Raw genomic sequence first — 22291 nt, 5'->3', positions numbered from 1 at the left:
GGAGTGCATTGGCCTCACTCTCCCGCCGGCCGCCGCAGGTCAAGCGTCATCGGGAAATCGGCCGAGAGCTGCTCCTCGACCAGCGCGAAAGCGGCGGGCGTGTGTCCCGTCGCCTCGAAGCGGGCCAGTCGGCGCGCCTCCGCCTCGTTGGCGTTGACCGGGAACGTCTCATAGTTGCGCCCGCCCGGATGCGCGACATGATAGACACAGCCGCCGACCGAGCGGCCCGACCAGCGGTCGTAAATGTCAAACATCAGCGGCGTATTGACCGGCAATGCCGGATGCATGCCCGAAGCCGGCTGCCACGCCTTGAAGCGAACGCCCGCCACCGAAACCTCGCGGTTGTCGGTGACCCGCATCGGCACGACGCGGCCATTGCACAATATGGCATGGCGCTCGGGATTGAGGCCCTCGGTGCGCACCTGCAGGCGCTCGACGGAAGAATCGACGAAACGCACCGTGCCACCGATCGCGCCCTGCTCGCCCATGACATGCCACGGCTCCAGCGCCTGCCGGATTTCAAGCTTGATGCCGGCCTGGCTGATCTCGCCGCAGAAGGGAAAGCGGAATTCGAGCTGCGCGAAAAACCATTCGGGACGGAAGGCAAAGCCGTTCTGACTGAGGTCCTGCAGCACATCCAGAAAATCCTGCCAGACATAATGCGGCAGCATGAAGCGGTCGTGCAGCGCCGTGCCCCAGCGGGTGAAGCGCCCGTCGAGCGGCGCCTTCCACAGCCGCGCGATGATGGCGCGCACCAGAAGCTGCTGCGCGAGGCTCATGCGGGCGTTGGGCGGCATCTCGAATCCGCGGAACTCGACCAGCCCCAGCCGCCCGGTCGGCCCGTCCGGCGAAAACAGCTTGTCGATGCAGATTTCCGAGCGGTGGGTGTTGCCGGTGACGTCGACCAGAAGGTTGCGGAACAGCCGGTCGACCAGCCATGGCAGCGGCGGCAACCCCTGCCCCGGCAACGGCACCTGCGCCATCGCGATCTCGAGTTCGTAGAGCGAATCGTGGCGCGCCTCGTCGAAGCGGGGCGCCTGGCTGGTCGGGCCGATGAACAGGCCGGAAAACAGGTAGGACAGCGCCGGATGCCGCTGCCAGTAGAGCACCAGGCTTTTCAGCAGGTCCGGCCGCCGCAGGAACGGGCTGTCGTTGGGTGTCGCGCCGCCGACGACAACATGGTTGCCGCCGCCGGTGCCGGTGTGCTTGCCGTCGATCATGAATTTTTCGGCGCCGAGCCGGCTCAACCGCGCTTCCTCGTAGATCGCGGTCGTCGTCGCCACGCATTCGGCCCAGTTTTTCGCCGGGTGGATGTTAACCTCGATGACGCCGGGATCGGGCGCGACGCGGATGACGTTGAGGCGCGGATCGTGCGGCGGCGCATAACCCTCGATGTGAACCGCGAGACCTGTCTTGCGCGCCGCCTCTTCCGCCGCGGCAATCAGTTCCAGATAATCCTCCAGCGCCTCGACCGGCGGCATGAATACGGTCAGCCGCCCGTCGCGCGGCTCGATGGAGATAGCGGTTCGCACCGCGCCGCCGATCTCGCCAAGCTGCTGCTCGACGATGTCCTGCTGCGGGGTAGCGGCCGTAAACGACGCCTCCGCCTGGCGGTGGGCCATCTCGTCGGCGCCGCCGGGCTGATCTGCGGCGGGCGTGTCGCGGTGCGGCAGCGGCCCGCGCGGCACCGACGGATCGACCGGCACGATGAACGGAAACTGCGACGGCGGGATGTAGGGCAGCGTGCCCAGCGGCAGGCGATAGCCCACCGGCGAGTCGCCCGGCACCAGGAACAGCCGGCCGCGCCGCGTCTTCCATTTTTCCGACTTCCAGCGCTGACCGGTCGCCTGCGCATTCCAGCGTTGGATCGGCAGTACGTAGCCGGAGGGCTGCGTCAGCCCGCGCTCGAACACCCGCGCCATGCGGCTGCGCTCCTCGGGATCGGCGAGTTTCGAGTTCGCCGGATCGAGATTGTCGGGCAGCTTCGCTTCCTTGAGCACCCATTCGCCCGGGTCCTCGTAGGCCTCGTCGACCATGCCCGCATCGACGCCGAGTTCGGCGGCAAGCGTCTTCAGCAGGATTTCCGCATCCTTGGGCGTCGGGTTGCCACCACCGCCTTCCACAGCAATCAGCGACGGATCGCGCCACACCGGCTCGCCGTCGGCGCGCCAATACAGCGAAAACGTCCAGCGCGGCAGGCTTTCGCCTGGATACCACTTGCCCTGGCCATAATGCAGGAACCCACCGGGCGCGAATTTCTCGCGCAGTTTGCGGATCAGCACATCGGCCTTTTCGCGCTTGGTCGGCCCGACGGCGGCGGTATTCCATTCGTCCGATTCGAAATCGTCGATGGCGACGAAGGTCGGCTCACCGCCCATGGTGAGCCGCACGTCCTCAGCCTGCAGCACGGCGTCGACCTGGTTGCCGAGCCGGTCCAGCGCCTCCCAGGATTCGTCGGAAAAAGGTTTTGTGATGCGCGGGTGCTCGGCGATGCGGTCGACCCGCATGTCGAACTCGAAATCGATTTTTGTGTTGGGATCGCCGGCAAAGCCGCCGGAGATCGGCGCGGCGTTGCGGTAGTGCGGCGTCGCCGAAAGCGGCACATGGCTTTCGCCGGTGAGCAGGCCGGATGTCGGATCGAGCCCGATCCAGCCGGCGCCGGGCAGATAGACCTCGCACCAGGCATGCAAATCGGTGAAGTCGACCGCCGTACCGGCCGGACCGTCGAGCGAAACGAGGTCGGGCTTGAGCTGGATCAGATATCCCGAGACGAAACGGGCGGCGAAGCCGAGATGCCGCAGCACCTGCACCAGCAGCCAGCTCGAATCGCGGCACGAGCCCATGGCCAGGGACAGCGTTTCCTCCGGCGCCTGTACCCCCGGTTCCATGCGCACGATGTAGTTCACCTCGCGCTGAATGCGGGCGTTGAGATCGACGATGAAATTGACGGTGTTGGTCGGCGTGCGGTCGATCGAGGCGACGAATTTTTCCAGCAGCGGATCGGCCGGCTCCGGCCGGCGATAGATGGAAAGGTCCTCCGTCAGGTCCTCGGGGTAGTCGAATGGAAATGTCTCTGCAGAGGGTTCGACGAAGAAATCGAACGGATTGTAGACCGTCATGTCGGCGACGAGGTCCACCTCGATCTTCAACTCCGTCACCGGCTCCGGAAACACGTAGCGGGCAAGGAAATTGCCGTAAGGGTCCTGCTGGACATTGACGAAATGATTTGCGGGGGAAACCTTCAGCGCATGGCTGAGCACTTTTGTGCGCGAATGCGGCGCGGGCTTCAAGCGGATGATCTGCGGACCGAGCGTTACCGGCCGGTCATATTTGTAATGGGTCAGATGATAGACGGCTGCCAGAATTGCCATGTGGGGCGCAATAACCTTTCGTCGGTAGCGCTTTCACACTCCCACGAATCCACCAAGCGCGCCAAGCCTTTATTGCAGTGCGGCATCCGTGGCCGCGAACGCCAGCAATCACGCCGCGTCGATCTCGCTCTGCAGTGCTTCTATATGCGGCCCGGCCGCCTCGTGGGCGGCGCGTTCTATGGCGCGGAAGCGGGCAACGACCGCCAGCCCGACAGGCGTAAGCTGGGCGCCTCCGCCCTTCTTGCCACCGGTCTGAGCGGCGACCACAGGCTTGCCGAACAACTGGTTCATCTCCTCGACCAGATCCCAGGCGTGCTTGTAGGACATGTCCATGCGCCGCGCCGCCGCCGAGATCGAGCCGAAGGCGGCGATGTGTTCGAGCAGTTCGATCTTGCCCGGACCGATGCGACCGTCGGGATCGAGGTTGATGCGCAGGCTGAGCGAAGGCATGCCACTCGCCTACGCTACCTTGAAACCCAAGTCGACAGGCTGGAAGCCGTCAGCGTCGGCTTTCAGTGTCATCCCCGGCCGCCGCTCAAGCCTGAAAACTTTCCAGCGTGCGCATGATGCCGCGCAGTTCCGCCAGGCCCTTCAGCCGGCCGATGCAGGAATAACCGGGGTTTACCGTCTTGCCGATATCGTCGACGATGGCGTGGCCGTGGTCCGGCCGCATCGGGATCTGCCAGTCGGCGCGGCCTTCCGCCTTGCGGCGCCGCTCTTCGGCCAGAAGCGCTGCGACCACCTGTACCATGTCGGTGTCGCCTTCCAGATGCTCCGCCTCGTGAAAGGAAAAGTCGCCCTCCTTGGTGACGTTGCGCAGATGCGCGAAATGGATGTCGGGCGCGAATTCCTCGGCCATGGCGACCAAGTCGTTTTCCGGATTGGCGCCGTAGGAGCCGGTGCAAAGTGTGATGCCATTGGCCGGCGACTTGACCGCCGCGATCAGAGCGCGCGCATCAGCCGCTTTCGACACCACGCGCGGCAGGCCGAAGATCGGGAACGGCGGATCGTCCGGGTGGATCGCCATCTTGACCCCGGCCTCCTCCGCCACCGGCACGATCTCGCGCAGGAACGCGAACAGGTTTTCACGGAATCCTTCCGGCGACACATCCTTGTAGATGTCCAGCGCCCGGCGGAAACTCTCGCGGTCGAAGATGAATTCGCGCGCAGGCACCCAGCCGATGAGGTTCTGCTCGAGTTTTGCAAGCTGGCTCTCGCTCATAGCAGCGAGACGTTCCCCTGCCGTCTTGATGCGGGCGGCCGGATGCTCGTCGGCGGCGCCGCGCCGTTTCAGCACCAGCACGTCGTAGGCGCAGAAATCGACCATGTCGAAGCGCAGCGCCGTGCCGCCATGCCACATCGGATAGTCGAGATCGGTGCGTGTCCAGTCGGTGATCGCCATGAAATTGTAGCAGATCACCTTGATGCCGGCAGACGCTACGGCGCGGATCGACGCCTTGTAGTTTTCCACATACTCGCGCCATCGGCCGGTGCGGGTCTTGATGTCCTCATGCACGACGATGCTCTCGACGATCGGCCAGTCCAGCCCGGACGCCTCGATCTCCGCCTTGCGCTTGAGGATTTCGTCGTGCGGCCAGGCGCGGCCGTCATTGAGATGATGCAGCGCGCTGACGACGCCGGTCGCGCCGGCCTGCCGCACATGCGAGAGCTTTACGGAATCGTCCGGCCCGAACCAGCGCCACGTCTGCTTCATGTCACGCCCTCCCCTGCGCCTCGGCGATGGCCTCCGCCGCGCCCTTCTCAAAAATCGCCGCAAGATGCCGCGTGGCGGCCGCCTCCATGGCATCGCCGCCCCCGCCCGAAAACCCGGCGGCGGCGAAGACCGCATGGACGAGTTGCGACGGCTCGTCCGTGGCGGCGAAGATTTCGGCGAGCTTCGCATCGAGCGGATCGGTAAAATGGCCGGCCGGCATGGATTTTCCGCGCTCCCGGCAGGCGGCGATCCAGGCGGCCGCGACCAGCATCAACTGAGTGACCGGCTGACCGTCCTCCAGCCGCATGCGCGCCGGCGCGACGACCCGCTGCGGCAGTTTTTGGCTGCCGTCGGTTCCGATCTGGCTGGTCCGATGGCGCAGCGCAGGATTGGAGAATCGCTCGGCCAGCGCGGCGGTGTAGGCTGACGTGTCGAGCCCGCTGTCCTTGGGCAAGGTGGGGATGACTTCGGCCCAGTAACGGTCGACGAAGCCACGGATGCGCGGATCGCCGAACGCATCCGCCACGGTCGGATGACCAAGCAGGAGGCCGAGATAAGCCATGCCGGAATGCGAGCCGTTGAGCAGACGGAGCTTCATGTCCTCGAACGGCCGGACGTCCTTCACCATGGTGACGCCGAATTTTTCCCAGGGCGGGCGGCCGGACGGGAAATTCTCCTCGACCACCCATTGCATGAAGGGTTCGGTCATCACCGGCCAGGCATCCTCGACGCCCAGCGCTTCGGAGATTTTCTGTCGGTCGGCGTCGGTCGTCGACGGCACGATGCGGTCGACCATGGTCGACGGGAACGCGACCTCGTTCTCGATGAAAGCGGCCAGATCGCCGCCAGACAGGCCGGCGAATTGCAACAGCAGTTTCCGCACTGTCTCGCCATTGGCCGGAAGATTGTCGCAACAGAGCACTGTGAAGGGCGGGATGCCGGCATCGCGCCGGCGCGCCAGCGCGCCGGCGAGAAAACCGAATACCGTGCGCGGTCTGCCCAGATTGGCGATGTCCCAGGCGATGTCCGCATGCCCGGTGTCCAGCCCGCCGCCGGCCCCGCGCATATAGGCCTTTTCGGTGACCGTCAGCGTGACGATGCGGGTCTGCGGATCGGCCAGCCGCGCAAGAACCGCTTCCGGATCTTCCGGCGCGACCAGCAGCGACTTCAGCGAACCGATGACGCGCAGCGCGTCTTCGGAACCATCGCGAACGGCGATCGTGTAGAGTCCGTCCTGGGGCGCCAGTGCGTCGCGTGTGTCGGAACTGCGCAGCGAGACGCCGGCGATGCCCCAATCGCGCTCGCCCGCCGCCAGGCAATCATCGACATAGACCGCCTGATGCGCGCGGTGGAAGGCGCCGACGCCGAGATGCACGATGCCTTCAGCGACCGCCGAGCGGTCGTAGGCCGGCGTCGCGGCGGCCCGAATGCCTGCCAACACGGCGTTGCCGAGCCTTCCCCGTTGTTCCATCGCTGTCCTCCACACGATTCGCCGGCAAAGCTGCCCCGAGAACCGCTCCGCGGCCGACGCTCCGGAAAGCAAACCGGATCGCCCTCCGCCGGGCTTATGGCACGCCGCCCACGCCTCGCGCAACAAAAGTCATCATATGACCTTATGATTTTTGTATGTTGACATTATCTATTCACAGCCCTAGCGATGGTCGTGCCGAAGGAGGAGCGGCCCGATCCCGACATGAGCGCCCTGATCGATTCCGATCTGCTGTTTCCGCCGGATCCCGGCATGCGCTCGCTGGCGCGCGGTCTCTATGCGACGGTCAAGGATCTCCCCATCATCAGCCCGCACGGCCACACCGATCCGCGCTGGTATGCGCTGAACGAGCCGTTTCCAGATCCGGCGCAGTTGCTGATCGTTCCCGACCATTACATCTTCCGCATGTTGTTCAGCCAAGGCGTGCGCCTGGAAAGCCTTGGCGTTTCCCGCCTGGATGACACGCCGGCCGAAACCGACGGACGGAAGATCTGGCGCCTGTTTGCCGAGCATTACTATCTCTTCCGGGGTACACCGACGCGGCTGTGGATGGACTATGTCCTTTCCCATCTGTTCGGCGTCGATGCGCCGCTGACCGCGGCCACCGCCGATACCAGCTACGACGCCATCGCCGAGAAGCTGGCGCAGGACGCCTATCGCCCCCGCGCCCTGTTCGAGCGCTTCAACATCGAGGCGATCGCCACCACCGAGGGCGCGCTGGACGATCTGCGCTGGCACCAGATCATCCGCGACAGCGGCTGGAACGGCCGGGTCGTCACCGCCTACCGGCCGGATTCAGTCATCGACCCGGATTTCGAGGGGTTTTCGGACAATCTCGACCGGCTGGCCGGCCTGACCGGCACCGACACCGGCACATGGAGGGGGTACCTCGACGCCCACCGTACCCGCCGCGCTTTCTTCAAGACCTACGGCGCGACGTCGACCGACCACGGCCATGCTTCGGCCGAGACGGCGAACCTGTCGGATGCCGCGGCGGAGGAACTGTTCAACCGCATCCGGCGCGGCTCGACCGACGAGCGCGAGCGCCGGCTGTTCCGCGCCCAGATGCTGACCGAGATGGCGAAGATGAGCCTGGACGACGGTCTGGTCATGCAGATCCACCCCGGGTCGTCCCGCAATCATTCCGCCGCCATCATGGCGCGTTTTGGCCGCGACAAGGGTTTCGATATCCCGACCCACACCGACTATGTCGCGGCACTCCGGCCGCTGCTCGACGCCGTCGGGCTGGAGCCCAACCTCACCGTCATCGTCTTCACGCTGGACGAGACCAGCTATGCGCGTGAGCTGGCGCCGCTGGCCGGCGTCTACCCGGCGCTGCGGCTGGGGCCTGCCTGGTGGTTCCATGACAGCCCCGAGGGCATGCGCCGCTTCCGCGAAATGACGACGGAAACGGCCGGCTTCTACAACACTGTCGGCTTCAACGACGACACCCGCGCCTTCCCGTCCATTCCCGCGCGGCACGACATAGCGCGCCGCGTCGACTGCGCCTTCCTGGCGCGCTTGGTGGCCGAACATCGGCTGCGCGAGGAGGAAGCCTACGAACTGGCGACGGAGCTTGCCCATACGCTGGCGAAAAAGGCGTATCGGCTGTGAAGGGTCGATAAGACCAAACAAAGGGAGGAGAACATGCTGCATTTTTCGAGACTGGCGGCCACCGCCGCAATCGTGTCGTCGCTGATGGTCGGCGCGGCAGGCGCCCAGACGGTGCTGAAATCGTCCGACACGCATCCGGACGGCTATCCAACCGTCGAGGGCGTCAAATATTTCGGCGACCTTGTGAAGGAACGCACCGGCGGCCGCTATGCGGTGGAGGTCTATCACTCAGCGCAGCTCGGCGAGGAAAAGGACACGATCGAGCAGGTGCGCTCGGGCGTGATCGAGCTCAACCGCGTCTCCATGGCGCCGTTCAACGGCACGGTGAAGGAAACCATCGTTCCCGCCCTGCCCTACATCTTCCGCTCGGAAGACCACATGCACAAGGTGATGGACGGGGCGGTCGGCGACCAGATCAAGGCGGCGTTCGAGCCGGCCGGCCTGGTGGTGTTGGCCTTCTATGACGCCGGCGCGCGCTCCTTCTACAACAAGACCAAGCCGATCAACTCGGTCGCCGATATGAAGGGGCTGAAATTCCGCGTCATCCAGTCGGATATTTTCGTCGACATGGTCGCCGCACTCGGCGCCAACGCCACGCCGATGCCTTATGGCGAAGTCTACTCGGCGATCGAGACCGGCGTCATCGACGGCGCCGAGAACAATTTCCCGAGCTACGACACCGCAAAGCACTTCGAGGTAGCAAAGAACTATTCGCTCGACGAGCACACCATCCTTCCGGAAGTGTTCGTGATGAACAAGGCCGCCTTCGACAAGCTGACGCCGGAAGACCAGGCCATCTTCAAGCAGGCCGCCAAGGACAGCGTCGGCAAGCAGCGCGAGTTGTGGGCCGCCAAGGTCGGCGAGTCGCGCAAGAAGGTCGAAGCCGCCGGCGCGCAGATCACCACGCCGGAAAAGCAAGGTTTCATCGACGCCATGAAACCCGTCTACGAGAAGCACGTAACCGACGACGTGCTGAAGAAGATGGTCGCGGACGTGCAAGCTGTGCAGTGATTTTCCGGGGCGACGTTCACGCCGCCCCTCACCCTTACCCCTCCCTGTAAAGAACGGGGAGAGGGGTTCGTCAGCGTAGGAACTGCCCTCCTCTCCCCGTTCTTCACGGGGAGAGGATGCCGGAAGGCAGGTGAGGGGCGGCACCCAACCATTCAGAGGATGCGAGCACAACGATGTCCGCCGGTTCGGAAAGAATGGGCCGCTTCTTCTCGAAGCTGAGCACCTTGTCCCTGTGGCTTGCCGGCATCGGCCTCGTCGTGATGACCGTCATGGTCGCGTGGCAGGTGTTTTGCCGTTACGTGCTCAACGATTCGCCGAGCTGGACCGAGCCCGGCGCCGTCATGCTGATGAGCTGGTTCATCTTCCTCGGCGCCGCGATCGGCGTACGCGAGAACTACCATCTCGGCTTCGACGTGCTGCTCTACGTGCTGCCCAAGGGCGGCAAGAAGTGGCTGCGGATGATCTCGGACGTAGTCGCCTTTGCCTTCGGAATCGGCATGGTCTGGTACGGGACGCAACTGATCATGCTGACCTGGAGCACGACCTTGCCGTCGCTCGGCATTTCCGGCGGCTGGGATTACGTGCCGCTGGTCGGCGGCGGCGTGCTGGTCGTGCTGTTCACGCTGGAGCGCATCGTGCTTCGCCTGTCGGGCGTACCAATCGACGACGCCCTCGACGAGGCGCCGCCGGCCGAAGTCGCCGCCGAAATCGACACCGCCAATTTGAAGGTCTGAACGCCATGGAGCTCTGGATACTCTTCGGCGTCTTCACGCTGCTGATGCTGATCGGCACGCCGATCGCGTTCTGCCTCGGCGTCGCCAGCTTCGCCACCGTGATATATATGGGCCTTCCGCCGCTGATCGTCTTCCAGCGGTTGAACTCGGGCATGAGCGTCTTCTCGCTGCTCGCTATCCCATTCTTCATCTATGCCGGCGATCTGATGGTGCGGGGGGGCATCGCGCAGAAGATCGTGGCCTTCGCCGCGTCGTTGGTGGGGCATCTGCGCGGCGGACTGGGGCAGGTCAATGTCGTTACCGCCACGCTGTTCGGCGGCATTTCCGGCTCGGCCGTCGCCGAGGCGGCCGCGGTCGGCGGGTTGATGATTCCGCAGATGAAGGCTCGCGGCTACGGCGCTGATTATGCTGTGAATGTCACGTCCATGGCGGCGCTGATCGCGCTGCTGCTGCCGCCGTCGCACAACATGATCATCTATTCTATCTCGGCCGGCGGCAAGATTTCCATCGCCGATCTGTTCACCGCCGGCATCATCCCCGGCCTGCTGCTTGCCCTGTCGTTGATGGTCACCGCCTATTTCGTCGCCCGCAGCCGGGGTTACCCGACGGAACGGTTCCCGGGCTTTGCGGCGGTGCTGCATCTGGGCGCCGTCGCCATTCCCGGCCTGCTCCTCATCGCCATCATCTTCGGCGGCGTGCGCTCCGGCATCTTCACCGCCACCGAAAGCTCCTGCATCGCCGTCATCTACGCCCTGCTGGTCACCATCCTAGTCTATCGCCAGATGACGTGGGAAGGTTTTGTCCACGCCACCCAGGGCGCGGTGCGCACCACCGCGATGGTGCTGCTGATCATCGGCATGGCGGCCGCCTTTTCGTGGCTGATGGCCTTCCTGAAAGTGCCGGCGGCGCTGATCGCCTCGATGAACGCGGTCTCGGAAAATCCGCTGGTCGTGCTCATGCTGCTCAACCTCTTGATGCTGTTCCTCGGTACCTTCATGGACATGGGACCGACGATCATCATCTGCACGCCGATCTTCCTGCCCGTGGCGCAGGCCTACGGCGTCGACCCGGTGCATTTCGGCGTCATCATGATCCTCAATTTCGGCATCGGTCTGAACACGCCGCCGGTGGGCGCCGTCCAGTTCGTGTGCTGCGCGGTCGGCAAGATCAGCGTGTGGGAGGCGATGCGCTCGATCTGGCCGTTCTATGCCGCCGGCCTCGTCGTGCTCGGCCTCGTCACCTACATCCCCGCGCTGTCGCTCTGGCTGCCCAGCGTGTTCAGGTAGACATATATGGCCACCGACTTCACAGCAGACATGCGCATCGAGCGGAGACCAAAACTCTCCGAACGGGTCGTCGCGGCGCTACGCGCGCAGGTGCTATCAGGCGAGTTCCCGGTCGGGCAAAAACTGCCGACCGAGACGCAGATGACCGAAGCCTTCGGCGTCAGCCGCACGGTGATTCGCGAGGCGATTGCCACGCTTGCCGCCGATGGCCTGGTCGAACCGCGGCAAGGGGCCGGCGTCTTTGTGCTCGAGCGGCCGACGCAGGCTTTCAGTTCACTCAACCTGGAGATCGGCAACAAGATCTCCCACGCCTTGAACGTATTGGAAGTGCGGCTCGGCATCGAGATCGAGAGCGCGGCCCTTGCCTCGATCCGCCGCAACGGCGCGCAACTGGCCGAAATCCAGGAAGCGTTTTTCGAGTTCGACCGGCTGATTGGCGTCGGCGAAGCGACGGGAAAATCCGATTTCGCCTTCCATCGCGCCATCGCCGCCGCCACCAACAACCCCTTTTACGTCGATGTGCTCGAGGCGCTCGGCACCCGCGCCATCCCTTGCGACGTCACCTCGCCCTGGGGCACGGATTCGGTGCTGACGCGCGAGTATCAGGAAGGGCTTCAGCAGGAGCACCTCGCCATCCTGCGGGCGATTTCGTCCGGCGATCCCGACGCCGCCCGCACCACCATGCGCATGCATCTTTCCGCCAGCCAGCAGCGCTACCGCGCCCGGCTGAGCGACCAGCAGGCCGATTATAGTTTTGGCCGAACAACGCCCTGACGGGGACGCGAACACTTAGGAACAGGCATGACCGACAGTCACATCAGCTACTCCACACGCCATGCCATCGACCCGGCGGCCGCCGCCCACATGGGCACCGAGGAACTGCGCGCCAACTTCCACGTCGGCGGACTGTTCGAGCCGGGCCGCATCAACCTCACCTACACGCATTACGACCGCATGGTTGTCGGCGGCGCGATGCCCGCCGCCACACCGCTCTCCCTCGACGCGATCAAGCCGACCGGCACGAAGAGCTTCCTCGAACGCCGCGAACTCGTCGCGGTCAATATCGGCGGGCCGGGCAAGGCAATCACGAGCGGTGGAACTTACGATCTCGGCACGCGCGACATGATCTATGTCGGCATGGGCGAACAGGTTTCCTTCGCTTCCAACGACCTAGCACAGCCCGTAAAATTCTACCTGCTCTCCGCCCCAGCCCACAAAACCTATCCGACAAAATTGCTGACCATCGCCAACGCCAAGCGGCTCGATCTGGGCAGCCAGGAGACCTCGAACGAGCGCTCCATCTTCCAGTTCACGACGACCATCGAGACATGCCAGATCGTCGTCGGCATGACCCAACTCGCGAAAGGCTCGGTCTGGAACACCATGCCTGCCCATATCCACGACCGGCGCATGGAGGCGTATCTCTATTTCGATCTCGCCGACACGGCGCGTGTCTTCCATTTCATGGGCGCGCCGGCGGAGACACGGCACATCGTTATCGCGAACGAGGAGGCCGTTCTTTCGCCGGTCTGGTCGATCCATTCGGGCTGCGGCACCGCCAATTACGCCTTTATCTGGGCCATGGCCGGCGACAATGTCGACTACACTGATGTCGATCCGGTCCCGTTGGGATCGATGCGATGAACGCCGCATTCAGCCTCGCCGGCAGGCGCATCATGGTGACCGGCGCCAACACCGGCATCGGCCAGGGCATCTGCGTCTCGGTGGCCCGCGCCGGCGGCGCGGTGGTCGGCGTCGGCCGGTCGTCCATGGACGAGACGGCGGCATTGGTGAAAGCCGAGGGCGGCTCCTTCCACGCCGTCCATTGCGATCTCGGCGACACCGCCGCTGTTCAGGCGATGTTCGGCAGTATCTGGAAGGAACAAGGTCCCGTCGACGGGCTGGTCAACAATGCCGGCATCATCCGCCGCGCCGACGCGGTCGACTTCTCCGTCGCCAACTGGGACGAGGTGATGGACGTCAATCTGAAGACGACCTTCCTGCTCTGCCAGGCCTTCGGCCGGCATGTCATCGGCGAAGGCCGCAAGGGCAGCATCGTCAACATCGCCTCGGTCCTGTCCTTCCAGGGCGGCATCCGCGTCGCCTCCTACACGGCGTCGAAGCATGGCGTCGCCGGGCTGACAAAGCTGCTCGCCTGCGAGTGGGCGGCAAAGGGCATCAACGTCAATGCCATCGCCCCCGGCTACGTCGTCACCAACAACACCGAGGCGCTGCGCAACGATCCCGACCGCACCGCCGCGATCCTCGCCCGCATTCCGGCCGGCCGCTGGGCGGAGCCTGGCGACATCGGCGACGCGACGGTGTTCCTGCTGGCGCCCGCCTCCAAATACATGCACGGCACGACAATCCCGGTGGATGGCGGCTGGCTGGCGAGATGAGGATGTTTTTCAGATGACCGACACAAGACTTTTCGCGCACCGCACCGACGGCGAATGGACGGCGACGCCCGACGGCAACCGTCGCCGCGTCGTCCTCCATACCGACGAACTGATGATGGTCGAGTTCGCCTTCGAGAAGGGTGGCGTCGGCGTGCTGCACTCCCACCCGCATGTGCAGGCGAGCTATGTGGCCGAAGGCCGCTTCGAGGTGACGGTTGACGGCAAGACCGAGACGCTTTCGGCCGGCGGCAGCTTCATCGCGCCGTCCAATGTCGTGCACGGCGTAAAGGCGCTGGAAGCCGGACGGCTGATCGATTCCTTCACGCCGCGCCGGGCGGATTTTCTCTAGTCAGCCGAATCGCTCCCGCCCTCCGCTTCCGCTCCGGGCATTCGGCGCTGAAAAAGCCAAATCGTTGGCTTTTTCTCGGCCTTCGGCCGATCGCTCCTCACCCCATCAGCGACATGCTGCGTTTGGTGCCGCCCGCCTCGCGCCACGCCTTGAACCGGTGCGTCGCCGCGGCGAACGAGATTTTCATGGCGCGGGCCACCGAATAGCGGCTCTGGCCTTCGTCGAACATGCGGTAGCAGCAGGCGACACCCTCCGGCGTCAGCTTGCCTTCCGCCGTTTTGTTGTGCGGATTGGCCGGATCGAACTCTTCGGGCGGGACCTCCAGCATCGTCCTCAAGCGCTGAAGGTCGGCCTCGATGGAGGCGATCAGGTCGAGAACGGGTTTGGGATCGAAGGACGGCTGGGCTGTCATGGAACATCCTCGGGCGGGAACGCGAAATTCATATAGGCTATAATTCGCCTATAAGAAGGGCGAGTAACCCTGCCCGGGAAAATTCTTGATCGGAAATGCAATCGCTCATAGTTTAGAATAATTCTAAAATGGAGTGCTTTTGCATGCTTTCCCGCGTTTTCGGCATCGGTCGCCGGCCTTTCGCGTCGTTGAGCGAGCAGGAGGTGCTGGCGCTCGCCATCTCGTCGGAGGAGGACGACGCCCGCATCTACCGGGACTACGCAGACGGGTTGCGCGACGCCTATCCGCATTCGGCCGCCGTCTTCGACGACATGGCCGACGAAGAGGACCACCACCGCGCCGTGCTGATCGACCTGCACCGCCGGCGTTTCGGCGAGCGTATCCCGCTGATCCGCCGCGAACATGTCAGCGGCTACTACGAGCGCAAGCCGGACTGGCTGGTCCGCCCGCTCGGATTGGAAAAGGTGCGCGTGCAGGCCGAGCGCATGGAACATGCGGCGCAACGCTTCTACGAGGAAGCGGCGAAACGCAGCGAGGACGCCGGCACGCGAAAGCTGCTGGGCGACCTGGCCGCGGCGGAGAAGGGTCACGAATCGCTCGCCCGCCGCCTCGGCGGCGCCCACCTGCCCGACACCGTGAAGAAACAGGAGCAGGCGGACGAGCGGCGAAAATTCATCCTGACCTATGTCCAGCCGGGCCTTGCCGGGCTGATGGACGGTTCGGTATCGACCCTGGCGCCGATCTTCGCCGCCGCCTTCGCCACCGGTGACACCTGGCAGACGTTTCTGGTCGGCCTTTCAGCCTCGGTCGGCGCGGGCATCTCGATGGGTTTCACCGAGGCGGCGCATGACGATGGAAAACTGTCCGGGCGCGGCTCGCCGCTGGCGCGCGGCCTGTCGTCCGGCATCATGACGGCGATCGGCGGGCTTGGCCACGCCCTGCCCTATCTGATCCCCGATTTCTGGACGGCAACAACCGTGGCCGCCGCCGTGGTCTTCGTCGAGCTTTGGGCGATCGCCTTCATCCAGAACCGCTTCATGGAAACGCCCTTTCTTCGCGCGGCGTTCCAGGTGGTTCTCGGCGGGGCGCTGGTGTTCGGCGTCGGCGTTCTGATCGGCAGCGCCTGAGTGCCGCCAATGCAACCGCCTCTCACGCCATCTGGTATTTTTCCAGGCTGGCGAGGTCGTAGGAATCGAAGCCCAGCACGCGCGGCAACTGCGTGAACATCGGAATGCCCGGGCATGACTTGAGGAATGTGTCCAGCCACCAGTGGCAGGACAGGCCGGTCGAGTTGATGCAGGCGTGGATCGTGTCGGCCGTTCCGCCGGTCTTGTAGCGGGTGGCGAACTCCTCGGCGATCGTCTTGTACAACCCGTCTATGCCGAAGCCGAGGATGCCGCCCGACTTCGTTCCGGTGAACATGGTGGCGAGCTGCCACTTGGGCGCCGGGAAGGTCGAATAGACCCAATAATAAAGCAGCGACAGCGTGTCGATCTGCCGTCCGGTCATTGCCTGCGTGAACTGGATCTTCTTCAGATCCTGCCGGCCCACCATTTCGACGCTGAGGAAGTTTGGATTGCCCGGCCCCTGCGCCTGCGACTGGTAGGATGCAGCCACGTACTGGGCGATGTTGCCATCGCGGTCGATGACGAAATGCGTCGACACGCCGCGCGTCTGGAAATTATTGGCCTGCGAATCCGCTGCGCCCCCGCCCGCCGTGATATGCACCGCCAGGCCGTTGACGCTGACCATGTAGGGGAACTGCTTGTAGTTGCCGAAGCCGGATTTGAGCGGCACGAGCTTCACCGGCAGGTTGGTCGGCGTTTCCTTTGGATCGCCGCTCTTCATGCGCGCCTCGTTGTCGTCCGCGAGCGAGGCTCCGGCGCCGTGCTTGCACCGGATCTCGCCGGTGAACGGCGCGTCGCCGCTGAAGCCCTGCAGCACGCTGGCTTCGCTGAGGCCCGTGCAATCGAAGATCATCGTCTTCGATCCCTGCTTGCCGCCCACCTTGACGTTGCCCGGGCCGGAAATCACCTTCACCGTGCAGTCGCGCTTGGCCCAGATGTCGTAATAGCCCCACAGGCCGATGCGGGCCACGCCGCCCGTCGCGTAATAGACGTACTCCAGCGCGTCGAGGTCCGGGTCGGGCTCGCCACGAAGCAACGCCACGAAATTCGCCATGCAATGTCTCCTGATGTGGGCAGCAGCAGCCCGACTTGATACGCAAGTGCCGCGCGCCCGGTTCTGTCGAAACGCACGCCTGTCGACCGGAGATCGGGGCTGTCGCAGCCCGCTTTCCGCGGCGTCAACGTCACAGCTTTTCGTTTCGGTTCCACGACGGGCGGGAGGACCTTTCGTATCGAATTTCGAGGCGTCAGGTTACGCGGCCACGCTTCGGCCGGCATCGAAGCATCCGACGTCGCAAGCCGCTATCCGGTCGTAATGCAGGTCACCGGCCGCAGCGCCACAGCGGAAGGTCGATGTCACGACCGTCACATCAGCTGACGCCGATGTCCATGCCGCCGGGTTCGGCAAGGTCGTGCCGCCGGCTCCGGCGTTGATGCCATCGGGCAAACGGGAACAAGGCGTTGCGCAGCGTCAGTTGGAAAGGCGGGAGCGCATGAAGATGTCAGGGCATGTCGGCATCGTCGTTTCCCAAGTCCCATGCGAGCAGACTACCGATTGCCGAGCAACAATACTTCGACTAGTATCGAACCATGCGTGAAGGACCCGACATCGCCCGTATCGCCAGCCTGGTCGGCGACCCCGCCCGTGCCAACATGCTCACGGCGCTGATGGGCGGCGCGGCATTGACCGCCAGCGAACTGGCGCTGGAGGCCGGCGTCGGCCTGCCGACCGCGAGCTCGCATCTGGCGAAGCTCGGCGAAGGCGGACTGCTGTCGCAGTCCAGCCAGGGCCGGCACCGCTATTTCCGGCTTGCCGGGCCGCATGTCGCCGCAATGCTGGAGGCGATCATGGGGGTCGCGGAGGGGGTCGGACCGAAACGCGCCCGCCCCGGCCCGCGCGACGCCTCGATGCGGGAGGCGCGCGTCTGTTATGACCACCTCGCCGGCGGCCAGGCGGTGGCCATGCTCGACGGCTTTTTTGCACGCGAAATTCTCGGCCGCGATGGCGAGGAGATCGCGATGGGTAAGGCCGGGCCGGTCTTCTTCGCCGGCGCAGGCATCGACCTCTCCGCCCTGCCCGGCAAGCGGCGGCCGGTCTGCCGCGCCTGCCTCGACTGGAGCGTACGCCGTTCGCATCTGGCAGGCGCGCTGGGCGCCGCGATCCTCGAGCGCATCCTCGCTGAGAAGTGGGCACGCCGCGACCCACAAAGCCGGGCGGTGCGCTTCACCCCGCCCGGACAGCTTGCGTTCGATAAGGCGTTTCTTTCGTAGAAAATGCGGGTAAAGCAGGGGACAGTTTACTTTCTTTCAGCAGAAGGGCCGCAGCAGTGCAGAAGCCGCGCGGGCCGAAAAAGTAAACTGTGCCCGGCATCTGCCATCTATTCCGCGGCCTGCAGGTTCACGCTGCTTTCGGCCATCTGCGTGAGTTTCCTGTCTGTCGCTTCCTCTTCCTTCAGGTTCTTGCTCAGCACGGCGGCGCAGTCTGAACGGCCGAGTTCCTTGGCCCATGCGATCAGCGTGCCGTAGCGCGTGATCTCATAATGCTCGACCGCCTGCGCCGCGGCGATGAGGGCCGCGTCCAGCACCTTCTTGTCCGCCACGTCGCCAGCCAGTTCGTCGGCCTCCTCGAGGATGCCGTCGATCGCCGGGCATTTGACCTGCTTGGCCTTCACCCCGTGCAGTTCGAACACCTCCTCGACGCGGACGATATGACCTTGCGTTTCCTTCAGATGTTTCTCGAAGCCGGCCTTGAGCTGTGGATTGGTCGCCTTGTCTATCATCTTCGGCAAGGCCTTCTGGATCTGCTTCTCGGCATAATAGATGTCGCGCAGCGTGTGCACGAACAGGTCGTCCAGTGTTTTGATGTCTTTCGAGAAAAAGCCCATGGCCTCTCTTCCTTCTGTTCAGGATTGTCGGGAAGCGGTCAGGGAGGTGCCCTCGCCGCACCTGGCCTCGCCGGTTCAGGGCTTCGAATCCGGGTTAACGGGTTAGGTGGCCGAGGATAGAGGCGAGGTAGTCTGCGTCCCATCCCGCGACCTTGCGGCGGCGCTTGATGGCTCTGTTGTCCTTCATGGCTCTGACGAGGTTGATGGCGAAGTGACGGACAATGGCCATGTTGTGTGCGCCATGGCCCTTGCGCAACCTCGACTGGTCGTCCTTGAAGACGACGTCGAGGGTCCAGTGCAGGGCGTTCTCCACCAACCAGTGGCCACGCACGGCGTGCGCGGCCCGCTCGGCGGAGAGCGTGGCCGAAGAGATATAGTAACGGGTCTCGAAGCGGCACCTGTCCTTGAGTTCGGCGCGCGAACTGACACGAATGATGGTCGTCGCGCCTGGCAGGCGCAGTTCGCCGGGGAAGCGTCTGTCTCCGGAAAGCCAATCGGTCTCGCGTGAGACGGTGACGGAGCGTTCCTCGATGCGGCCGTGGCCTTTGTCGAGGTCGTGGGAGTTGTCGAGCGTTTCATCGGGCGCGTCGTTGAAATAGCGTTCGATGTCGCGGCGCAGCGTTGGCTGGTTGGCCTTGACGGCGAGCAGATAGTCGGCCCCGGCATCGCGGACCGCCGTGGCGATGGTGGCATTGGTGGCGATGGCATCGATCGACACCAGCGCGCCTTTGAGGCCGTCATTTGCTGCCAACCGCTCCAGAAGCACCGGAATGGCGGTGGTTTCGTTCGACTTGTCGCAGACCGCCTCCTGGCCGAGCACCAGGCGCTGCGTGGTGGCGAAGGCGGAGACCAGATGCAGCGGCGCGCGGCCGATGCTGCGGTCGTGGCTGCGGCGCGAGGTCTTGCCGTCGATGGCGATGAAGTCGGGCTTGTCGGGCCAGGTCTCGCGCACCCATGCCGTGAAGCATTCCGAGAACAGGGCCGGATCGATACGGTTCATGAGGATGGTCAGCCAGCGGCCACCCGGCACGCCGTGATGATAGGGCAGGTAGCGACGCAGGAAATCCAGATGCGCCGCACCCCAGTCGGCGATCAGATCGTAGTCCTCGCAGTCGCAGATGGTGCCGCAGACCACAAGAAATAGGACCTCTGGCAGCGGGTGAGCCACGCGCCATGGCTCGCGCGGGTCTTCAATGTCGCCAAAATGATCAAGAAGCGACTTCAGGCGGGATTTTTCGAAACCCTCAAGGATCGCGACGGACATGCGATGCTCCGAATCAAGGAAGCACCCATGGAATCAGTCATTCCGCAACAGAGAAAGCGCGTTAACCCGAGTTCCAAGCCCTGGAGCCGGTTCGCCCGGCTTGTCAGGCAACGTACCGGATGTAAGGCGGTTCCTGCCACTTCCCGATTTCTTTGCAGCCGCCGGCAGGCTTTCGTAACCTAGGTGGAAACACAGGCCCGCGAGCGCGGCATCGCGACGAAACCATCGTGGTGCGAAAGTCACACTCGGGCGAAACCAGTCACAAGACGTCAAAATACCGCGTCAAAACCGCTTTTTCGCCACGATGCAACGCGTTTTCGGCACGAGATTAACATGTCGTTCACGGAGGATTCAGAAGTGCCGGCTAAGATGTCTCCCCAATCGGACGGGACATCCGAGGGACAGGGATTTAAGAAAATGACCTTCTGGGCGAGCCTCTCGACCTACGCATTCGCCATACGCGAATTCATCGCGCCGACCTACCGGCCGGAGCGCCACTATATGCGCGGACCGGGACCGGCCTGCGCGCGCCGCCGCGGCACGCTGCCGCTGGAAGCCCGCGCTTCGTTCCACTGAGATCCGGCTTCTCAGGCTGACGCACAACCCCTAGACTTGTTGGCGGCGCTCCAAGGCCGCCGGCCAAATGGGTAGCCAGCCTCTTCTCCGGCTTCGCCGCCTTGGCTTGCCGTCCTCCAGCGACTTCCCTCGGCCCGGCATCTCGCAATCCTTTCGACCAGAATTTGCGTCACCGGCTTCGCCAGCGGAAAGCCGATCATCCCCTCTCCACCTCGTAAGGTCGCCGTTCGTCCTAACCGACATCCACGATTGCGACGCCTTTGCCGGCCAGGCGTCAGTGGAGCGCGGCAAAGTCTGTTGTCCACGCCTTCTCCGAACCATCAAACGCCGATCGCCGCGAAAAATTTCGCGATGCCTGTCGAAATGGCGGACCACCGCGCGACATAGGTTCGGTACGCGACATACGCGGCCCGCGAACAAGGAGAATTCCCATGCAATATCTGCTGATGATCTATGGCGACGAGACCGAGGCGGCAAAGATCCCGCCGGAGCAGATCAAGACCATGATGCCGGCCTACGCCACCTATACCGAAGCCATGAAACAGGCCGGCGTCTGGCTCGGCGGCGACCGGCTCCGCCCGACCAACGCCTCGACGACGGTCCGGGTGCGCGACGACAAGCCCCAGGTGCTCGACGGCCCTTATGCCGACACCAAGGAGCAACTCGCCGGCTATTACAAGATCGAGGCGGCGGACCTCGACGCGGCCATCGCCTGGGCGGCGCGCTGCCCCGGCGCCAGGAACGGCACGATCGAGGTTCGGCCCGTCTGGGAAATGCAGGTGGCATGACCGCCAAGCCGAGGGATGCGCGGGCGGCGGCGGAAACCGCCGCCCGCCGGAGCTACGGCCGGCTGCTCGCTGTGCTGGCGGCCCGCAGCCGCGACGTAGCGGCGGCAGAGGACGCGCTGGCCGACGCCTTCGCAACCGCGCTGGAGCAGTGGCCGGCGAACGGCGTGCCGGAGAAACCGGAGGCCTGGCTGCTGACCGTCGCACGGCGGCGCGCCATCGACCGCCGGCGCCGCCAGCGCGCCAGCATCGACGCGCAGGACCACCTTCTGCTGATCGGCGAGGAGAGCGAGGCGATGGAACTGGAAGCCGGCGGCGAAGACATACCCGACAAGCGGCTGGCGCTGATGTTCGCCTGCGCGCATCCGGCGATCAATCCGGATATCCGTGCGCCCTTGATCCTGCAGACAGTGCTCGGCTTCGACGCCGCCACCATCGCCGCCGCCTTCCTTGTCGCGCCGGCCACCATGGGGCAGCGGCTTGTACGCGCCAAAACGCGCATCCGGCAGACCGGCATCCCGTTCCGCCTGCCTGAGCGCTCCGATCTGCCGGAGCGCCTCGACGCCGTGCTGGAGGCGATCTACGCCGCCTTCACCGAAGGCTGGTCGGACCCGGCCGGCACCGAGGCGCGGCGGCGCGATCTTGCCGGCGAGGCGATCTGGCTGGGCCGTTTGGTCGCCTCGCTGATGCCCGACGAACCGGAGGCTTTGGGCCTGCTGGCGCTCATGCTCTACGCGGAAGCCAGACGCGAGGCCCGCCGCGACGCAAACGGCGATTTCGTGCCACTCGCCGGGCAGGATACTGTCCTCTGGGACGACGCCGCCATCGACGAGGCCGAACGGCTGCTGTCGCGCGCCGGCACCATGGCGCGTCCCGGCCGCTACCAGATCGAGGCCGCGCTTCAATCCGCCCATTGCGCGCGCCGGCACACCGGCCGCACCGACTGGCCGGCCATTGCCGACCTCTATCTTGTGCTCGGTCGCCTGTCCTATTCGCCGGTCGTCGAGGTCAACCGCGCCGTGGCACTGGCGGAAGCCGGTCATGCCAGGGCAGCCCTCGCCATCCTCGAACGGCTTTCCGCCGACCGGCGCCTTGCCGAATACCAGCCCTACTGGGCGGCACGCGGCATGGTGCTCGCCCGGCTCGACCACAACGACAGCGCCCGCGAAGCCTATCGCCGGGCGATCGCGCTGGAGAGCGATCCGGCCCTGCGACAGTTCCTGCAAGGCAGGATGGACACGCTGCCGGCCTCGTTGCTGAATTGAGGGACGGCGC

Annotated in this window: 21 protein-coding genes; 13 read left to right on the top strand and 8 right to left on the bottom strand. The window is 64.7% G+C overall.

The window, feature by feature from the left end; genetic code table 11:
- Nucleotides 1–14 precede the first annotated feature (14 nt).
- From ACSBOB_RS13865 to ACSBOB_RS13850, 4 genes are all read right to left on the bottom strand, one after another.
- Nucleotides 15–3371 (bottom strand): transglutaminase family protein, encoded by a 3357-nt coding sequence (locus ACSBOB_RS13865; RefSeq protein WP_442582970.1) that lies wholly within the window; start codon nt 3369–3371, stop codon nt 15–17.
- A 108-nt stretch (nt 3372–3479) separates the two neighbouring features.
- A complete protein-coding gene (locus ACSBOB_RS13860; protein ID WP_442582969.1) occupies nt 3480–3821 on the bottom strand; it encodes a winged helix-turn-helix domain-containing protein in 342 nt (113 codons plus the stop codon).
- Nucleotides 3822–3906: 85 nt separating this feature from the next.
- Nucleotides 3907–5085 (bottom strand): mannonate dehydratase, encoded by a 1179-nt coding sequence (uxuA, locus tag ACSBOB_RS13855; protein WP_442582968.1) that lies wholly within the window; start codon nt 5083–5085, stop codon nt 3907–3909.
- Nucleotide 5086: 1 nt separating this feature from the next.
- A complete protein-coding gene (locus tag ACSBOB_RS13850) occupies nt 5087–6556 on the bottom strand; it encodes a mannitol dehydrogenase family protein (RefSeq protein WP_442582967.1) in 1470 nt (489 codons plus the stop codon).
- A gap of 222 nt (nt 6557–6778) precedes the next feature.
- Between ACSBOB_RS13850 and uxaC the strand changes: the two genes are divergently transcribed.
- From uxaC to ACSBOB_RS13810, 8 genes are all read left to right on the top strand, one after another.
- The gene (uxaC, locus tag ACSBOB_RS13845) at nt 6779–8188 is read left to right on the top strand and encodes a glucuronate isomerase (RefSeq protein ID WP_442582966.1); all 1410 of its coding nucleotides are present in this window, start codon (nt 6779–6781) and stop codon (nt 8186–8188) included.
- Nucleotides 8189–8221: 33 nt separating this feature from the next.
- Nucleotides 8222–9199: a TRAP transporter substrate-binding protein gene (locus tag ACSBOB_RS13840; protein ID WP_442582965.1), complete on the top strand. Its 978-nt coding sequence runs from the start codon at nt 8222–8224 to the stop codon at nt 9197–9199.
- 173 nt (nt 9200–9372) lie between these two features.
- On the top strand, nt 9373–9933 hold the full coding sequence (locus ACSBOB_RS13835) for a TRAP transporter small permease (RefSeq protein ID WP_442582964.1): 561 nt from the start codon (nt 9373–9375) through the stop codon (nt 9931–9933).
- A gap of 5 nt (nt 9934–9938) precedes the next feature.
- Nucleotides 9939–11219 carry a TRAP transporter large permease gene (locus ACSBOB_RS13830; protein WP_442582963.1) on the top strand — a complete coding sequence of 427 codons (1281 nt, stop codon included), beginning with the start codon at nt 9939–9941 and terminating at the stop codon, nt 11217–11219.
- Between the two features lie 6 nt (nt 11220–11225).
- Nucleotides 11226–11993 (top strand): FadR/GntR family transcriptional regulator, encoded by a 768-nt coding sequence (locus tag ACSBOB_RS13825; protein ID WP_442582962.1) that lies wholly within the window; start codon nt 11226–11228, stop codon nt 11991–11993.
- A 27-nt stretch (nt 11994–12020) separates the two neighbouring features.
- Nucleotides 12021–12863 (top strand): 5-dehydro-4-deoxy-D-glucuronate isomerase, encoded by an 843-nt coding sequence (gene kduI, locus ACSBOB_RS13820; protein ID WP_442582961.1) that lies wholly within the window; start codon nt 12021–12023, stop codon nt 12861–12863.
- On the top strand, nt 12860–13618 hold the full coding sequence (gene kduD, locus ACSBOB_RS13815; protein WP_442582960.1) for a 2-dehydro-3-deoxy-D-gluconate 5-dehydrogenase KduD: 759 nt from the start codon (nt 12860–12862) through the stop codon (nt 13616–13618). Before kduI ends, kduD begins: the two co-directional genes overlap by 4 nt.
- Nucleotides 13619–13631: 13 nt before the next feature.
- Nucleotides 13632–13967 (top strand): cupin domain-containing protein, encoded by a 336-nt coding sequence (locus ACSBOB_RS13810; protein WP_442582959.1) that lies wholly within the window; start codon nt 13632–13634, stop codon nt 13965–13967.
- 97 nt (nt 13968–14064) lie between these two features.
- On the opposite strand, the gene ACSBOB_RS13805 is transcribed toward ACSBOB_RS13810, so the two are convergent.
- Nucleotides 14065–14379: a hypothetical protein gene (locus ACSBOB_RS13805; RefSeq protein WP_442582958.1), complete on the bottom strand. Its 315-nt coding sequence runs from the start codon at nt 14377–14379 to the stop codon at nt 14065–14067.
- 143 nt (nt 14380–14522) lie between these two features.
- On the opposite strand from ACSBOB_RS13805, the gene mbfA reads away from it, so the two are divergent.
- Nucleotides 14523–15506 carry an iron exporter MbfA gene (gene mbfA / locus ACSBOB_RS13800; RefSeq protein ID WP_442582957.1) on the top strand — a complete coding sequence of 328 codons (984 nt, stop codon included), beginning with the start codon at nt 14523–14525 and terminating at the stop codon, nt 15504–15506.
- 22 nt (nt 15507–15528) lie between these two features.
- Here mbfA and ACSBOB_RS13795 read toward each other — a convergent pair whose 3' ends face one another.
- The gene (locus tag ACSBOB_RS13795; RefSeq protein ID WP_442582956.1) at nt 15529–16560 is read right to left on the bottom strand and encodes a peptidoglycan recognition protein family protein; all 1032 of its coding nucleotides are present in this window, start codon (nt 16558–16560) and stop codon (nt 15529–15531) included.
- Between the two features lie 536 nt (nt 16561–17096).
- On the opposite strand from ACSBOB_RS13795, the gene ACSBOB_RS13790 reads away from it, so the two are divergent.
- The gene (locus tag ACSBOB_RS13790) at nt 17097–17777 is read left to right on the top strand and encodes an ArsR/SmtB family transcription factor (RefSeq protein WP_442582955.1); all 681 of its coding nucleotides are present in this window, start codon (nt 17097–17099) and stop codon (nt 17775–17777) included.
- Between the two features lie 107 nt (nt 17778–17884).
- On the opposite strand, the gene ACSBOB_RS13785 is transcribed toward ACSBOB_RS13790, so the two are convergent.
- Together ACSBOB_RS13785 and ACSBOB_RS13780 are read right to left on the bottom strand one after the other, a co-directional pair.
- Nucleotides 17885–18391, bottom strand: a complete 507-nt coding sequence (locus ACSBOB_RS13785; protein WP_442582954.1) for a YciE/YciF ferroxidase family protein — start codon at nt 18389–18391, stop codon at nt 17885–17887.
- Nucleotides 18392–18485: 94 nt separating this feature from the next.
- A complete protein-coding gene (locus tag ACSBOB_RS13780) occupies nt 18486–19655 on the bottom strand; it encodes an ISAs1 family transposase (protein WP_442581241.1) in 1170 nt (389 codons plus the stop codon).
- 417 nt (nt 19656–20072) lie between these two features.
- On the opposite strand from ACSBOB_RS13780, the gene ACSBOB_RS13775 reads away from it, so the two are divergent.
- The 3 genes from ACSBOB_RS13775 to ACSBOB_RS13765 all read left to right on the top strand — a co-directional run bounded on the left by ACSBOB_RS13775 (nt 20073) and on the right by ACSBOB_RS13765 (nt 22281).
- Nucleotides 20073–20231, top strand: coding sequence for a hypothetical protein (locus ACSBOB_RS13775; RefSeq protein ID WP_442582953.1), 159 nt, complete (start codon nt 20073–20075; stop codon nt 20229–20231).
- Between the two features lie 431 nt (nt 20232–20662).
- Nucleotides 20663–21019 carry a YciI family protein gene (locus tag ACSBOB_RS13770; RefSeq protein ID WP_442582952.1) on the top strand — a complete coding sequence of 119 codons (357 nt, stop codon included), beginning with the start codon at nt 20663–20665 and terminating at the stop codon, nt 21017–21019.
- Nucleotides 21016–22281, top strand: a complete 1266-nt coding sequence (locus ACSBOB_RS13765) for an RNA polymerase sigma factor (RefSeq protein ID WP_442582951.1) — start codon at nt 21016–21018, stop codon at nt 22279–22281. The genes ACSBOB_RS13770 and ACSBOB_RS13765 overlap by 4 nt, the downstream gene beginning before the upstream one ends.
- The last annotated feature ends 10 nt before the right edge of the window (nt 22282–22291 follow it).

The sequence above is a fragment of the Mesorhizobium sp. KACC 23794 genome, assembly GCF_052180275.1.
GTDB lineage: Bacteria > Pseudomonadota > Alphaproteobacteria > Rhizobiales > Rhizobiaceae > Kumtagia.
This window is presented reverse-complemented; position numbering and strand designations above follow the sequence as displayed.

What these genes read in the sequence shown, in the direction of transcription:
- ACSBOB_RS13785 (WP_442582954.1), bottom strand. Translation starts at nt 18,391, where the DNA reads ATGGGCTTTTTCTCGAAAGACATCAAAACACTGGACGACCTGTTCGTG.
- ACSBOB_RS13810 (WP_442582959.1), top strand. Translation starts at nt 13,632, where the DNA reads ATGACCGACACAAGACTTTTCGCGCACCGCACCGACGGCGAATGGACG.
- ACSBOB_RS13775 (WP_442582953.1), top strand. Translation starts at nt 20,073, where the DNA reads ATGACCTTCTGGGCGAGCCTCTCGACCTACGCATTCGCCATACGCGAA.
- ACSBOB_RS13795 (WP_442582956.1), bottom strand. Translation starts at nt 16,560, where the DNA reads ATGGCGAATTTCGTGGCGTTGCTTCGTGGCGAGCCCGACCCGGACCTC.
- uxaC (WP_442582966.1), top strand. Translation starts at nt 6,779, where the DNA reads ATGAGCGCCCTGATCGATTCCGATCTGCTGTTTCCGCCGGATCCCGGC.
- ACSBOB_RS13840 (WP_442582965.1), top strand. Translation starts at nt 8,222, where the DNA reads ATGCTGCATTTTTCGAGACTGGCGGCCACCGCCGCAATCGTGTCGTCG.
- ACSBOB_RS13835 (WP_442582964.1), top strand. Translation starts at nt 9,373, where the DNA reads ATGTCCGCCGGTTCGGAAAGAATGGGCCGCTTCTTCTCGAAGCTGAGC.
- ACSBOB_RS13825 (WP_442582962.1), top strand. Translation starts at nt 11,226, where the DNA reads ATGGCCACCGACTTCACAGCAGACATGCGCATCGAGCGGAGACCAAAA.
- kduI (WP_442582961.1), top strand. Translation starts at nt 12,021, where the DNA reads ATGACCGACAGTCACATCAGCTACTCCACACGCCATGCCATCGACCCG.
- ACSBOB_RS13830 (WP_442582963.1), top strand. Translation starts at nt 9,939, where the DNA reads ATGGAGCTCTGGATACTCTTCGGCGTCTTCACGCTGCTGATGCTGATC.
- kduD (WP_442582960.1), top strand. Translation starts at nt 12,860, where the DNA reads ATGAACGCCGCATTCAGCCTCGCCGGCAGGCGCATCATGGTGACCGGC.
- uxuA (WP_442582968.1), bottom strand. Translation starts at nt 5,085, where the DNA reads ATGAAGCAGACGTGGCGCTGGTTCGGGCCGGACGATTCCGTAAAGCTC.
- ACSBOB_RS13865 (WP_442582970.1), bottom strand. Translation starts at nt 3,371, where the DNA reads ATGGCAATTCTGGCAGCCGTCTATCATCTGACCCATTACAAATATGAC.
- ACSBOB_RS13770 (WP_442582952.1), top strand. Translation starts at nt 20,663, where the DNA reads ATGCAATATCTGCTGATGATCTATGGCGACGAGACCGAGGCGGCAAAG.
- ACSBOB_RS13860 (WP_442582969.1), bottom strand. Translation starts at nt 3,821, where the DNA reads ATGCCTTCGCTCAGCCTGCGCATCAACCTCGATCCCGACGGTCGCATC.
- mbfA (WP_442582957.1), top strand. Translation starts at nt 14,523, where the DNA reads ATGCTTTCCCGCGTTTTCGGCATCGGTCGCCGGCCTTTCGCGTCGTTG.
- ACSBOB_RS13805 (WP_442582958.1), bottom strand. Translation starts at nt 14,379, where the DNA reads ATGACAGCCCAGCCGTCCTTCGATCCCAAACCCGTTCTCGACCTGATC.
- ACSBOB_RS13765 (WP_442582951.1), top strand. Translation starts at nt 21,016, where the DNA reads ATGACCGCCAAGCCGAGGGATGCGCGGGCGGCGGCGGAAACCGCCGCC.
- ACSBOB_RS13790 (WP_442582955.1), top strand. Translation starts at nt 17,097, where the DNA reads ATGCGTGAAGGACCCGACATCGCCCGTATCGCCAGCCTGGTCGGCGAC.
- ACSBOB_RS13850 (WP_442582967.1), bottom strand. Translation starts at nt 6,556, where the DNA reads ATGGAACAACGGGGAAGGCTCGGCAACGCCGTGTTGGCAGGCATTCGG.
- ACSBOB_RS13780 (WP_442581241.1), bottom strand. Translation starts at nt 19,655, where the DNA reads ATGTCCGTCGCGATCCTTGAGGGTTTCGAAAAATCCCGCCTGAAGTCG.